Annotated in this window: 12 protein-coding genes; 4 read left to right on the top strand and 8 right to left on the bottom strand. The window is 36.5% G+C overall.

Going from position 1 to position 14,768, the window contains the following annotated elements; genetic code table 11:
- Positions 1-70: 70 nt before the first annotated feature.
- The gene (gene liaG / locus C1726_RS15130; protein WP_102273928.1) at positions 71-916 is read left to right on the top strand and encodes a LiaG family protein; all 846 of its coding nucleotides are present in this window, start codon (positions 71-73) and stop codon (positions 914-916) included.
- A 45-nt stretch (positions 917-961) separates the two neighbouring features.
- Here liaG and C1726_RS15125 read toward each other — a convergent pair whose 3' ends face one another.
- From C1726_RS15125 to C1726_RS15110, 4 genes are all read right to left on the bottom strand, one after another.
- Entirely contained in the window at positions 962-4,099 is a 3,138-nt protein-coding gene (locus C1726_RS15125; RefSeq protein ID WP_102273927.1) for an MMPL family transporter, read from the bottom strand.
- 2 nt (positions 4,100-4,101) lie between these two features.
- Complete coding sequence (locus tag C1726_RS15120) at positions 4,102-4,560, bottom strand: MarR family winged helix-turn-helix transcriptional regulator (RefSeq protein WP_102273926.1); 459 nt, start codon at positions 4,558-4,560, stop codon at positions 4,102-4,104.
- Positions 4,561-4,921: 361 nt separating this feature from the next.
- Complete coding sequence (locus tag C1726_RS15115) at positions 4,922-6,433, bottom strand: glycine betaine uptake BCCT transporter (RefSeq protein WP_102273925.1); 1,512 nt, start codon at positions 6,431-6,433, stop codon at positions 4,922-4,924.
- Between the two features lie 113 nt (positions 6,434-6,546).
- On the bottom strand, positions 6,547-7,272 hold the full coding sequence (locus tag C1726_RS15110) for a LytR/AlgR family response regulator transcription factor (protein ID WP_102273924.1): 726 nt from the start codon (positions 7,270-7,272) through the stop codon (positions 6,547-6,549).
- Positions 7,273-7,610: 338 nt separating this feature from the next.
- On the opposite strand from C1726_RS15110, the gene C1726_RS15105 reads away from it, so the two are divergent.
- Together C1726_RS15105 and C1726_RS15100 are read left to right on the top strand one after the other, a co-directional pair.
- Complete coding sequence (locus C1726_RS15105; RefSeq protein WP_102273923.1) at positions 7,611-8,330, top strand: EAL domain-containing protein; 720 nt, start codon at positions 7,611-7,613, stop codon at positions 8,328-8,330.
- Positions 8,331-8,346: 16 nt separating this feature from the next.
- Entirely contained in the window at positions 8,347-8,949 is a 603-nt protein-coding gene (locus C1726_RS15100; protein ID WP_102273922.1) for a DNA-binding protein, read from the top strand.
- Between the two features lie 63 nt (positions 8,950-9,012).
- Here C1726_RS15100 and C1726_RS15095 read toward each other — a convergent pair whose 3' ends face one another.
- From C1726_RS15095 to C1726_RS15080, 4 genes are all read right to left on the bottom strand, one after another.
- Positions 9,013-12,420, bottom strand: a complete 3,408-nt coding sequence (locus tag C1726_RS15095) for an MHYT domain-containing protein (protein ID WP_102273921.1) — start codon at positions 12,418-12,420, stop codon at positions 9,013-9,015.
- Between the two features lie 280 nt (positions 12,421-12,700).
- Positions 12,701-13,084 carry a PilZ domain-containing protein gene (locus C1726_RS15090; protein ID WP_102273920.1) on the bottom strand — a complete coding sequence of 128 codons (384 nt, stop codon included), beginning with the start codon at positions 13,082-13,084 and terminating at the stop codon, positions 12,701-12,703.
- A 69-nt stretch (positions 13,085-13,153) separates the two neighbouring features.
- Positions 13,154-13,300: an anti-repressor SinI family protein gene (locus C1726_RS15085; RefSeq protein ID WP_102273919.1), complete on the bottom strand. Its 147-nt coding sequence runs from the start codon at positions 13,298-13,300 to the stop codon at positions 13,154-13,156.
- 14 nt (positions 13,301-13,314) lie between these two features.
- Positions 13,315-13,929 (bottom strand): TetR/AcrR family transcriptional regulator, encoded by a 615-nt coding sequence (locus C1726_RS15080; protein ID WP_102273918.1) that lies wholly within the window; start codon positions 13,927-13,929, stop codon positions 13,315-13,317.
- A 226-nt stretch (positions 13,930-14,155) separates the two neighbouring features.
- Here C1726_RS15080 and C1726_RS15075 point away from each other — a divergent pair, with 226 nt between their 5' ends.
- Positions 14,156-14,731 (top strand): TetR/AcrR family transcriptional regulator, encoded by a 576-nt coding sequence (locus C1726_RS15075; protein ID WP_102273917.1) that lies wholly within the window; start codon positions 14,156-14,158, stop codon positions 14,729-14,731.
- Positions 14,732-14,768: the final 37 nt, after the last annotated feature.

The following is a 14,768-nucleotide window of genomic DNA, read 5'->3' as shown; positions in this document are numbered from 1 at the left end:
ATGTTTTCATCATTTCTATGTCATACAATAAGTGTAACAAAAACGATTGCAAAGGAAAGTTGGGATATCATTGAAAAGAATTTTGCTCATTTTTATTATTTTGATCGGCGTCTATGTATTGCTCACTTCAAATATTAGAAGCTGGCTGCCATTTGCGAAAGGAGAAGCAACTTCAGCAGCGGCAGAAAATATTAAGATGGTTGATATTAACCTATCCGCTGTAAAGGCGACAATTATTCCTGAAAAAAGAAATGATGTTAAAGCAGACCTTGATGGCAAAGGCGAGGTCACTGTAAAGAAAAATGGGGACAGCATTAAGATCGAATATAGCCGCAAATGGTTTGATGGCTTTAAGATTTTCAATCACACGCCAGAGCTATACATTTACATTCCTGAAGATTATAACCGCAAAATGGCGATCGACGTTGGATCTGGCTATTTAAATTTTGAGGGTTCATCAGTCGAACTAGAGGAGCTAAAAATAGATATGAGCTCTGGAAAGGTTGATCTAACAAACGTAACAGCGAAAGATTTTATCCATAAAGGGTCATCCGGCATGATTGACATTGATACACTCATTACTAACTCAGGTACGATTGATATGAGCTCTGGGAAAGTAAAAATCGAGAATTATCAAGGAGAGCTTGAAGCTGAAGTTTCATCTGGGCAGCTTGACGTTCAATTGAATAAACTTGTAGATGATATTCATTTAAGAGCAAGCTCAGGACAAATCAAGCTTGATCTTCCTGAAGACGCCGACTTCAAGTTAAATGGAAAATCTAGCAGCGGCTATATTGACTGTGATCTTCCGCTAACTGACAAAGTCGTTGAAAAAAGCAAAATTGAAGGGGTCATGGGATCTGGAAAGCATAGTATAGATGTTGATATTACAAGCGGAATGGTTAAGATTTATTAAATAGTAGTAAAAAAACCGGATGAAGATACCTCATCCGGTTTTCCTTTATTCATTTGTACTTCTTTTAAACGGCCACCAGTTGGCTGCTCCGAAGTTTTTAACCATTACTGGAATAAACAGCGGAAGCATAATAAATGCATATAGGAATAACCCAACAATGACGATGGAAGCAATTTGCAGCAGTGATAGCATGCCAGATGGCATCATCGCAGCAAATGTTCCTCCCAGAATGACCGCAGCTGAGATAATGACTGTGCCCATTTTTTTCATAGCAAGAAGCATAGCTTCAGCAACAGAAAAATCTTTGTATTCATTAAATCGATCCATTAAGAAGATGCTATAGTCGACCCCAAGGGCAACAAGAATAACAAATCCAAAGAAAGGAACTGCCCAGCTAATGCCTGTATAGTCTAATATATTGACAAAAATAGCTTCATTGATCGCCATTGATGTAAAGTATGTCAAAATTAACGAGCCAATGATATATGCTGGCATAATAATGGAACGGAATAAAAATACTAATATAATCGAAATTCCGATTAGCATGAGGACGACTGTACGGGAGTAATCTTGATCAGACATCTTGCTTAAATCTGCATTTGTGCTCGTGATCCCGCCTACTGCAATTATTGCATTCTCAAGCTTCGTATCCTTTGTCGCTCTTTCCACTGCAGCTTCCATTTCCTCAACTTGGCTGATCGCCTCATTAGAATACGGATTCGCGTCTAAAATCACATCTATTGTCATCACTTTACGATCTTCGGACATATACACGTCGTATACTTGGGCAAACTCTTCACTTTCCAATACTTCTGCCGGCAAGTAAAAACCATCCATATTCTCAGATTTTGACAATCCTGATAGGTAATCCTGTGCAGATTCTAATCCTTCAGAAACTTTATCCAAGCCTTCAGCACTTTGATCCAGACCATCTGTTAACTGGCCAATTTGACCGCCAAGATCGCCAAAACCTGCTAGAAGCTGTTTCTGCCCATCATTCACACTATTTAACCCATTGGTTACCTTTGGCATATTTTTAATGATTTGTCCTTGCCCATTAGCTAGCTGATTGAATCCTGCTTGCTGTGCTTCGATGCCATTAATTAATTGCTCTAATCCTGCTGCAAGGCCGCCTTGACCGCCCATTGCCTTTTCAAATCCAGCATTAGCTCCAGCCATTCCTTCAGTTACTTTTCCAAGTCCTGCATTTAATTCACTGATATTAGCAGATAAGCCGCTAAGCTGTCTAAGCAAGCCCTGCTCACCTGAAATGGTTTGCTTCATCGATTGATACTGAGTATCCGCCGTTAAATCTGTATATTTATTTTCCAAATACCCATACATACCATCATTTGCCTGTGCAAGCCCACTAGATAATGCAGTTAAACCCTGGCCAACCTTTTCATAATTGGCTGTTATTGTTTGCAAGCTTCCATGCAAGTTTTGGTATCCGCCGAGGAGCTCCTGATAACCTGCAAGTAAATCCTCCGCTCCTTTTTTAGATTGGGCTAAACCTGCTTTAATATCATCTGAGCCTTTTGTTCCTTGGCGAATGCCATTTTCTATCTTAGCTAGATTCGTTTGAATCTCCTTTAAGCCTGACTGTAGTTCGCCCGTACCTGAAATTAAGTCATTAATGCCATTTGTAGCTTTCTTTAATTCCGGCTCTGATTTAGCTAATTCACTGCCAGCCTCATTTAAACCTTCGCTTATTTTATCAAGACCTTCTTTTCCTTCTCCTAAGCCCTCTTCAAGCGTTTCCGCCTGCTTCGCAACAAAGAAGTCCTCAATTGGTTCACCGGTTGGTCTTGTAACTGAACGTACCGTGTCTACCAGATCAACCTTTTCTAGCTCTTTACTAATCTTTTCAGCTAATCCAATATATTCAGCTGAATCCATTTCCTCATCATTTTTAATAACGACCTGTGTAGGCATGGATTCACCTGGTCCGAAGCTATCGGCAATCGCATTGAAAGCTTTAATGGAGTTAACATCCCCGCTAATTTCCTCTAATGAGTTATAAGACAGCTCCCCATCATAAGTAACTAGGAATGGTACACAAACTGCAGCAACAATCAGTAAAGCAATGAAAGGACGGGCCAATGAAAATCTTCCAACTACACCCCAAATCTTGCTTTCCCCATGCTCTGCTTTACTTTTCGATGGCCAGAAAAGCTTCTGCCCTAATACAGCCATGAAAAATGGAACTACTGTAAATAATGCAATAAGCAATAACGCTACACCTACCGCAACTGCAGCAGCTGATTGATAAAGAATAAATTGAGAAAATCCAATCGCTGCAAACCCGATCATAACTGCAACACCGCTAAAGAATACTGTGCGCCCCGCATTGCGGTATGTTGCAACAATTGCTTCAGATACACTTTCGCTCTGTGATAATTCTTCTTTAAAGCGGCTCAGCAATAAAATACAATAATCTGTTCCAATTCCAAAAAGAACAGCAACTAAGAAGATTTGCGTGTAATTGGATAGAGGAAAATCAAACCGATCAACTAAAAAAGATACGATTGATTGTGAAGCAAGATAAGATAAACCGACCGTCACTAATGGAATAATCGGTGCAATGACAGATCTGAATACGAGCAATAATACAGCTAGGATAAAGACAACAGTAATCCCTTCTGTTTTCTTTAACCCTTCCTCAGAGCTTGCCATCAAATCTTCATTTATTTGCCATTCACTTGTATAGTAATGATCAACCTTTATATCTTTAATCGCTTTATATAATGCATCATTTACCTCACTTGGCTCACGGTCATTCCAATTGAGCGTGATGGAAGTAAGAATCGACTTTCCATCTTTTGAAACAAGCTGATCCTTTAAAGATTTTTCATTAAAATGAGTTAGAATTTCAGTTATCCCTAAATCCTTGTCTTTTTCAAGGATTTGTATCGCTTTTTCCGCTTCCTTCATGTCTTCTGCTGTTAGCTTTTTTTCATTATGAAAAACGAGAGCTACTTGGGTTTCATCTCCGCCGCCCTCCTGCTCAGCAACATCATTCATAATTTCCCCAGCAATTGTTGACGAGTATTCATCAGGAACGGTAATCTGTCCCTTTTCACGGACAAGCTCCGCCATGTTAGGCGCTGCTATAAATAGACCAACAGCAATAACAATCCAGGCAATGATGACGATCCACTTATTTTTTATAATCTGATGCATCCCTATTCCTCCATCTTATCGTCTTTACTCTCTATTAAAATTTGGTTCAATTTTTCATACGTTTCAAGAAATTGCTTGATTTCCTTCGGATCAAACTGTTTGATAAATGATTCTACAAGTTTGTAAATCCTTTCCTCACAATTTACATATAACTGATTGCCTTTATCTGTTAATGTAAGATAAACTACGCGGCGATCCTTTTCATCACGTGTTCGCTGAATCAGCCCCTTTTCCCACATTCGGTTGATTATGGCTGTTATTGCACTCTTTTTTACATCGAATTCTTCAGCTAATTCCGATGACGTGCATGATTTTACTTGACTGATGTACCTCAATATATAATGCTGGTCATTTGTAAGATCACTTCCGATTTGATCCCTAATAAGCGATTCGCCTTTTCGATGAACAGAAAATGACAAATCGATATATTGATCAATTAGCTCCTGTATATTCTCTAACAACGTTACCCTTCACCTCTAGTCAAAAATTGATTCTCTTGTTTAATTGTTCAACCCATTAACTATTAACAGATTTAACTTTACTAAATAGATGCTTTTTTTGTCAATAAGAAAAGCGGAAGCGCCTTGGTCATCGCCGTACAAACTGGAAGAGCCGCGACCGAGATAAAGGAAACACGGTGAGTGGGAGCGAACCGATGTTGACTTATCGTAGGGAGGGAATCTGAAGTTTGATAGGCGATAGGCGCTGGAGCTAGACAATTCTCTAACTCCAAAGTAATAAATTCTGATACAATAAAAAAACGAACGATCCTAGGGTTTCGGAAAGTTCGTTTTCAGTTGCCAGGTCGGTTATTTAATTTTGTTATTTATTCCGCGGTTTTGGTTTGTGAAATAACCCGAGCTCCCTTTTCTCCTTTGATAAAGAACGATATAGAGAAATCATCATGAGAAGCATGATAAACGAAAATGGAAATGCAGCGGCAATTAACGCATTTTGAAGCGCTTGCAGCCCTCCGCTATACAGAAGAATTAAGGCAACGGTTGATTGTGCAATCCCCCAAGTTAATTTCACATGATTTGGCGGTGTAAGGGAACCATAGGTCGTTTGCATGCCTAGAACAAATGTTGCTGAATCGGCAGACGTAATAAAAAATGTACTAACAAGAATAATAGCTACGATTGATAAAACCATTGACCACGGGAATTGGCTAAAGACAGCAAATAAGACTTCTTCTGTCGCAAATTTCGTTAAATCAACCTTTCCCGCATGTTGTACCTCAATAGATGAAGTTCCAAATACAGCAAACCAGAAAAAACTAACAAGAGCAGGGAGCAATAACACCCCGATGATAAATTCACGAATGGTTCTTCCTCTTGAAACTCGCGCAATAAATATCCCAACGAACGGGGACCATGAAATCCACCAGGCCCAATAGAAAATCGTCCAATTATTAATCCATGTGCGATGCTCATCATTAAGAGGGGCTATACGGAAGCTCATTTGAATTATATTTTGAATATAACCCCCAATCGAATCAGTAAACATATCAAGAATTAACAGTGTCGGTCCGATGATAAACATTAATACTAATAAAGCAACAGCTAACAGCATATTGGCATTGCTTAAATATTTGATTCCTTTTCCCAGTCCTGACCAAGCAGAAATCATAAATAGAACGGTTACTGCCGCAATAATAAGAAATTGAACGAAAAAATTACTTGGAACCCCAAATAAATAAGATAATCCCCCATTGATTTGTGCCGCTCCAAAGCCTAAGGTTGTTGCCACCCCAACTACTGTTGCAAAAACAGCCAGAACATCAACAATTGTACCTAGGACCCCTTCCATGCTTTTCCCTAAAACTGGCTTTATTGTAGCAGAAATAAGTCCAGGCTCGCCTTTGCGAAATTGGAAGTAAGCTAATGCGAGAGCAACTAACCCATAGATCGCCCATGCATGAATCCCCCAGTGAAAAAAAGTATATCTCATTGCTTCTTTATTTGCAGCTGCGGTTTCGCCTTCGGCTAAGGGAGGATCAATGAAATGGGACAATGGTTCTGCCGCACCCCAGAATACAAGTCCGATCCCCATCCCGGCACTAAATAACATCGCAAACCAAGAAATCTTTGAAAACTCCGGCTTTTCATCAGGTTTCCCTAATTTAATGGCACCTACAGGGCTAAAAATGAGGAATAGACAGAACACCACAATGATTGTTACTAAAATTAAATAATACCAGCCAAACGCGGTTGTGAGAAATGCCTGCAGATTGCCTGTGGCTTCTTCAAAGGTTTCCGGTGCGGTCGCTCCGAAAATAACAGCCGCGAGAATAATGGCTACTGAAATCCAAAAAACATTTGATACCCTCTTCATTAGAATTTCCTTTCTGTCTCTAAACTTTTCTCTTAGTATGCTTACAATCCCTTATATTTAGTATTGAAATAAATGAAAAAAGGCATGCTCTCCTATTAGGATTGCAGTGCCCTTTAAGTTCCCATTGATTTATGAACATCATTTATTTTCAACTTAGAAATATAAGCAATTTTTTCAGTACCATTGAAAAAGACCTGATATGTTTCACCGGAGGATACAATTTTTGTTATCTTTTTTAAGTTAACTAAAAAAGATCGATGTGTTTTGTAGAAATGGCTTGGCAGTTTCCCTTCAAGCTCTTGCAGTGACTCTGATGTTTCAAAATGGCTATTTATCGTATGAAGAATTGTTTTTCTTCCTTCTTTTTCTGCATAAAGAATGTCATCAACTGAAAGATATAAAAATGTATTATTCGATTTAATTGCCAGCTTGTTTGCCTTTTTCTGCAAATGATTTGAGCCGTTATTAAATTGAATAAGTTTTTTTGCCTTTTCCAAAGCCATAAATAATCTTGTCCGTTCGATTGGCTTAACAATATAATCCGCTGCCGAAATATTAAATGCTTCAACGGCAAATTCATCATAGCCAGTTGTGAAAATAACCTGTAAAGACGGATATCTTTCTTTGCAAATCTTAACAGCTTCCATTCCGTTTAAACCAGGCATATTTATATCAACTAGCACAATTTCTGGCTCTTCCCTCATTACTAACTGAATGAATTCTTCCCCATTCGACGCTTCCTGAACAATTTCGTATTCCGGAAGAATCTGGATAAAATGCATCAATATCATTCTTGAAGGGTGATCATCATCTGCGATTATTACTTTATATTTCTCCATTGTCATCCCCTATAAAGACCTGCATGTATAATTTATCGTTTTCAAATATAAAAAATAATATTCCTGTACATCTTTATACATCCACATAGAATATCAGGCATGCCGGAAATTGTCCAACCTCTTAATTTATCATCTTAATTAACTAGGTATTTTTAACCACCATTAAAGTATTTTGTCGTGAAATGTCTTAAAATCGTTTTAATCTGCCTTAAAAATAGTCCAAACGACCCTATAAACGACACTTCATGCCTTTAAAGCGTTCGACAGAATTCGGGATAAAAGTTACATTAATTATATTATTTAACAATAAGAAGAGCATTGGAAATAGAGGGATATAAATGAGTATCGATAGGTTAACACGAATAGAAGATCAGATCATTGAAATTGTATATCAGCCAATGTGGAACTTAAATAACTGGAAGGTATTTGCTTATGAAGCACTTCTAAGATTTCCAAATGGAGTTTTCAGCGGGAATATCGAAAAAGCATTTGAATTAGCAAGAGAAAACGGCTGTTTATATGAATTAGACACTAAGGCGATTATACATGCAATAGAGAGCTTCCCTATCGATCGCTTTCAAGAAGAACTGTTGTTTATTAATATCTATCCCTCGACAATTCTTCACGAAAACTTTGAACACTTTATTCAACTACTGCAAGAGAACTACCCCCAAATTGAAAAAAAGATCGTCTTTGAGCTAAGTGAAACAGATAAAGAAGAATCCATTTGGGAGCTTTCTCAATTTAAAGAGAAAATAGCAGTTTTTAAAGATTATGGCTTTCGTATTGCCATAGATGACATTGGAAAAGGCGGAGCATCTTTACGCAAAATTATTGAGTTTTCCCCTCATTTTATTAAGCTTGATCGTTACTTTGCAAGTAATCTGCATAAATCGAAGGAAAAGCAGCAAATGGTTACCCTGCTGCTTCAATATTCAAAGCAAAGAATGGAGCTGATTTTAGAAGGGGTGGAGAAAAATAAAGATTTAGCTCAGGCAATAGCCTTGAACATCTCTTTTGCTCAAGGCTATTTACTAGGAAAACCAGAAACTATCTAAATTAGGAGGCTATTACGTGCGAAAGGTTTGGTCAGATGATGAACTCCTTTTTCTAGAAGATAACATCGGAATGTATAAAGTATCAACCATTGCCCAAAAGCTAGAGCGTTCATATGAATCTGTTCGTGTAAAGATGACAAGGTTAAAATTATCCAATACGAGACAGCATACAGGTCTTGTTACAATAGGGGAATTAGCGGCAATATTAAAAGAAGATCGGGCTATTGTAAGAGGGTGGACAAAAAAACACGGTTTGCCTTTTTCCCAGAAGATTACAAGGCAATCCAGAAAGTTTTGTTTTATTGACCCCACTGATTTTTGGAATTGGGCTGCCCTTCATAAAGAGAAAGTACAATTTTCAAATATAGAGCCACAAACTCTTCTGCCTGAACCTGACTGGGTGGCAGAAGAACGAACAAAGGATAAATGCATAACGAAGAGAAGAACGTATCAAACATGGACAACTAAAGAAGATCACAGACTTTTAGAATTACGGTCTCAAGGGTATAAATACAAAGAAATCGGAATGTTAATGAATCGAAGTGCAATAAGTATTGAGCGAAGATACAAAAGAATTCACGCTCGACAAGCTAGCCATGCAGAGAGTGTAAATCCATAAATTAAAACGCTAGGTACACATTAGTATTTATGTGCACCTAGCGTTTTTATATTATTTGTCCACTTATAAATATTTTGAAATCGTCTCAAGAAATGTAGACACTTGAATAGGCTTTGTTATATACTCCTTAGCTCCTTTATCCATTGCTTTACGAATATCATTTAGCATCGCATTTGAACTTAAAGCTATAACTGGAATGTGATTTGTATTAGGATTTGCCATTAGCTTGTCCAACACATCAAGTCCATTCATATCAGGGAGATGAATGTCCAATAGGATTAAATCTAACTCATTTTTATAAGCAAATTCCAGTCCCTTTTTGCCCGTTTCAGCTGTGAATAAAGTAATTCCTTGTTCGTTCAATAGAATTTCAGATACAAGCTCCCGATTAGAGGAATTATCTTCAATATATAGAATTTGATAGTTTTCATCTTTTTTTAGGGATTTGTATTGAAAATCAGAGCCAATCTTTAATTCAATCATGCCTGTTTTTTCAATTGGGAGGCTAAACCAAAAATCACTGCCTTCGCCCACTTGACTATGAACACCCATTTTTCCACCCATTAAATCAACAAGCTGTTTAACAAGCGCAAGACCGATACCCGCTCCTTCAATTGTATAATTATGGTCTAAGCGGTAAAAAGGCTCAAAGATTCGCTGCTGCTCCTCTTTCGGAATGCCAATCCCATTATCGATTACGTGAATAATTAGAAGTCCTTCATTATATTCACATGATATTGTAATTCTCCCATTTTCATTATTATATTTTATTGCATTTTCTAATAAGTTTAATAGGATCTGTCTAAAGCGAACTTCATCTATAAACACATATCTGCCATCACAATCATGAATTTTCCTGATTTTAATGCCTTTTTTATTGGCTGCTGGTACTAATAAATTTAGACAATCATCAATCAGCACAGTTAAATTGACTGTTTCATTTGTAATTTTAAATTTTCCTGCTTCGATTCTTGAAAGGTCTAATATTTCATTAATTAAATCTAATAGATGTCTTCCGCCCTTTAAAATTTCCTTAACAAACTTTTGCTGCTGTTCACCCAGCAGTTCGTCTATTTCCAATAATTTGGAAAACCCTAATATACCATTTAATGGTGTGCGTAGCTCATGACTCATTTTTGAAAGAAATTCAGATTTTGCTAAATTAGCCTTAATTGCTTCCTCCTTTGCCTTAATTAATCCTTGTTCCATTAATTTCCGTTCCGTAATATCTTCAAATGTCCATAAATGCCCCTTAATTTCTTCATCCATGATAAAAGGAAAATAACTTCTTTTAATCATTCGGTTATCGTTCACTTCAATTTCATCAATAACCGGTAGCCCATTAGATAACATATCATCAATATTCTCCTCATTATGCTTCACTTTTGAAAGGATATATTGATAGAAAGATGATTGGCTATTACCAATAATATTCTGTATTGGCTCCTCAATCTTAAATATTTGGCATAACGGCCGGTTCAGAGCTGCTATATTCCAATCATTATCAACCACTAAAACACCTATCGGCAAACTATCGATAAGAGTCTTTCGTAAAGCCTGAGACTCTCTTAATTTAATTTGCTGTTTTTTTAGTGCAGAGATATCTGACATCGTCATCAGAACCCTCGGAATATCCTTTCCATCTGCTGGGTTAATAAGTTTTGTATTGATGGAATACCAGTTTATTCGATTCTCTTTTTTGATCCCAATAATTTCTCCTGCAATTGTTTTGCCTGTTTCAAGTGTCATACGAATTGGAATCTCTTCATTAGCTAAAGGAGAGCCATCCTCCTTGACGAGGGAAAGAGTATGCTCGTAAATCGTTTGTTTTTGTAATTCCTCTTTTTGCATATTAAATATTTGATAAACACTATCATTTAAACCAATATGCCGATCGTCTGCCCCATAGACGACCACTGCCTCACTCATCATATTTAGTATATTTCGATACCATTTTTCATTGTCTCGCTGAATTTGCTCTGCCCTTTTTCGCTCTGTTATATCCATTCCAGAACCAATCACTTCGATTACTTCACCATCTCGAAATACAGGACTTAAATAAATATAATAGTCAATCCCATTTGTTTTTGTCTCAAACTTAGTAATTTCCCCATCCCAAGCTTTCTTATATGCCTGCAGACTTTTTTCAGCCTCTTTTACCGAAAGAAAATGATGCAGTTCCTTTCCAATCACCTTCTCTGGAGTTAACCCTACTCTATAAAGCAATTCCCCATCACATAATGTATGAATAAAACGATTTTCAAGTTTAACAAATTTAAAAGTCAATCCTTGCTGTTTCTTTATCGTGTCAACTAATTCCCTTTGAGCCTTCTTCATCTGTTCCTTGTATTCAATTAATTCTGTATTATCCCTTGCCACCACAAATATTCCGATGAGTTTTTTATCTACAATAATCGGAACAAAGGTTATAGCAATTGGAATCCATTTGCCTTTTCCATTTTTGATCAGTGCTTCAAAATCGTTTTGATTCTTATCCTGCAGTTGATAAAATTTATGCTCTACCTTCTCTCTATCATTATCATTAAAATAGGAAAATAGATTTCTAAATAAAATTTGCTCTTTGCTTTCCTCAAGCATCTCTATCCCTTTTGCATTTACATTCGTAATAACACCATTTACATCCACACTAAACACCAAATTCGGATTGTGTTCAACAAGTGATTTATAGTGAGCATTTGAAAGCTTATGCAGTCTTTCCGCTTTATTTTTATCCAGAAAAGCTAAAGAAATGACCGCAATGATAATTACGATGACAGCAATAGCTAGCCCATAGCCTAAAGCTTCTGTTGAAATTTGATAGGGTGCTTGATCAAAATGTGTCATATTCTCGTCTTTATATGATAATGAGGTCCCGTTTAGCGTGATAGCCTGCATCGCCGTGTAATGAGTACCTACTATCCCGCTTCCTAATATAAAAGAACTAGCTGAAAGCTTTAACACCTTATGATTGTTCATTTTTTTATGAAAGAATAAAAATAAGGCAGCCCCTGATGCTACTAAAGCGATAAGCATGGATAAAATAATAAATAAAGACTTATAGCTTATATCTACATTCGTATGCATGGATTTCATGCCGATATAGTGTATAACAATGATTCCAATTCCAAGGATTAATGTACTAATGAAAAGAGAAGAAAATTTCCTTTCTGAATGTATAGCAATATAAAAACAAATGAGAGAAACAGCCATTCCTAAAAGCAATGTGAATGCATTCAGCTTTAAATGGTAAGTAACTGGCGCATGCATGTCATAGCTAAGCATCCCAATAAAGTGGGTTGTCCATATTCCCAAACCCAGTATATAAGAACCCGTCAATAACCAAAATACCTGATTATTCCCCTTTGATAAGGGGATTCTGGAGAAGATATTAAATGAAGCATATGAAGAAATAATTGCAATGAATATTGATAAAAGGACAAGTTCTTCATTATAAAGTCCTATGTATGTCACTAAACCACCCCTTATATTTCACCGCATTCATCATATAGGATTCCTTTTAGTTAGACAATTGGTGTTTTATTACCAAAAAACACACTAGAAATTCCCTGGCATATAAAGAATCAAAGCAAATAATATCTAAGTACTGATATAGTCTTTTCAGTAAAAACGGTTCGAATGATCAGGCTATTGCATCTTCGGAGAATGAATTGAATATAGAGGTCGTCTGTGAAGGACTGAAACAGCAAATCCCCCTGTAACTTTAGAGATAGGAGGATTTGCTGTTATATATTTAATAAGGAGAATTGTTTTTACTATATTGCCGTTTTGCAAATTCCTTTAGATCTCTAATCATTTCTTCTCTCTCAAGTTCATCCATTAAAAAATGAATGCCATAGAAGAAGCTATTGATTGCGTTTTTCTTCCACATGACTTTCCCTTTAATGCAGTGTTCTAATTGAGATAATTTGAATCTGACAGTAATCTTTACATCCTCTCGATTTGACATCAGGATATCAAACGGAATGTTTAATTTCATCCCATTTGGACTTAAATCAATCAGCTTTGCCTCCCCTTCTGACGTTCCAACCATTCCGTTCATTTCATCGATCGTAAAGAAAACAGGTAGTGGTGTGCCAAATGAAAAACGAAAGCCTTCATCTCTTTTGAATCTCATACATTTACCGCCCTTTATACTTTGTCATAGAACATCTATCATTTTACAAAAAAATGGGTAAATTGTGTTCTATTTCTTCATAAACTTTGATTCTGTTCCTTGAGTAATAAATGCCCGTACTTCCTTCGCAGTAAGACCCAGCTGTTTCGCCTGAAGAATAAGAGCAATCCATTCTTTGTCTAGCTCTTTATGCTGCACGTTCTTCATCGAATCCATCTAACTCTCAACCCCTATGATCGTTTTCCTAAGCTATTCTTGTTTATAATTCCATTCAAGAATATATCAACAATCTCTTCAGCAAGTCTATTCGGTTCCTTTAAACCGGGTAATAATTTAGTAACAGTCAAACGTTCAATGATTCCAACAAGACTTTCTGCAAAAATGCACATATCAATTTCCGGACTAAAGTAGCCATTTTGTACTTCTGATGTAAGATTTTCTTCAATCTGTATGGCAAGTTCCCTTTTCATCTCTTCGGCAATGTCAGATTCATAGAATCCGATTTTCGTTAAATCAGGATTTTCCTTGAAGAATGAAAAAATTCCTGCTAAACCGTATGCAATCCGTTCAGATAAAGAGGCTAATTCGATTCCAGGGTCCAGACGGCTTTTCCTTGTAAGGCTAAGCAAGTTCTCTCTAAACAATTCGACTAATTCTCGAAAAATCGCTTCTTTATTTTGAAAATATAAATAGAAGGTTGGCTGAGTCAAACCAGCTCTTTTTACAATAGAACTAATCATTGTATCATGGTAGCCATACTCTGCAAACTCATTTGCAGCGATACTTAGCAGAAGTGCTCTGCTCTGTTCTCCATTTGATCCCTTTTTTCTCCCTCTTTGACCCATTAATGACATCTCCATGCTGTAAATGTTTTATATTACTCATGAGTATTATTATCTTATGAAGCACTATGCTTAGTCAATATTATTTTGAATTTATGGTAAATTTAGTCATCCATATTTATATGCTTCCTGTTGAATCTTTTCTAACTTTGCAAAATTTATTGGAAACAAGATACAATACGATTGTGTATCTACAATATTTCAATAAAATGAGTATGGAGGTGAGCAAGTGGCACGTGAGCGGAAATTTTCAATGGATGAGTTATTTTCATCAGCAAAAGCGCTTCTTCTTAAACATGGCTATGAAGGATTTACCTTTAGTTTGCTGGCAGATCAATTAAATGTTTCTAGAGGGGCATTATATAAGTACTACGAAAATAAAGAAGAGTTAATTACTGACTATATGATTGCTGAATTGAACCAATTTTTAGCTGATTTACAAAAAATTGAGCACTGTCAAGGATTTGAAGCACAGTTTGATTTTCTTATGAACCTTATTTTTGACATGCCAGAGGTTCAGCAGCTGATAAAAATTGCAGTGCAAATTCCTGTAAATGTGAATAATAAGGTTAGAGAAAATAAAGAGCATTTAGATAAACTCCATTTGGATATGTATAAACACTTGCAGAGTTTTATTAAGCTAGGTAAAAAAGAGAAGAATTTAAAAGCACATATTGCTGATGGGTTAATTCTCGGTTTTATTTTTCAAACCATTGCCATTCCGAATCATTTCGGGATTCCACATGCTGAATGGGTTGCATCTATTAAAGAAATTATCAGTCACGGAATGTTCACAAATAATTAATTGACACTTGTGTCACTTTTAAAAGATAATGACAGTG

Source organism: Cytobacillus massiliigabonensis (genome assembly GCF_900199725.1).
Classification (GTDB): Bacteria; Bacillota; Bacilli; order Bacillales; family Cytobacillaceae; genus Cytobacillus; species Cytobacillus massiliigabonensis.
Note: the sequence above shows the minus strand (reverse complement) of the source record. Positions and strands in the feature narration are given on the sequence as shown.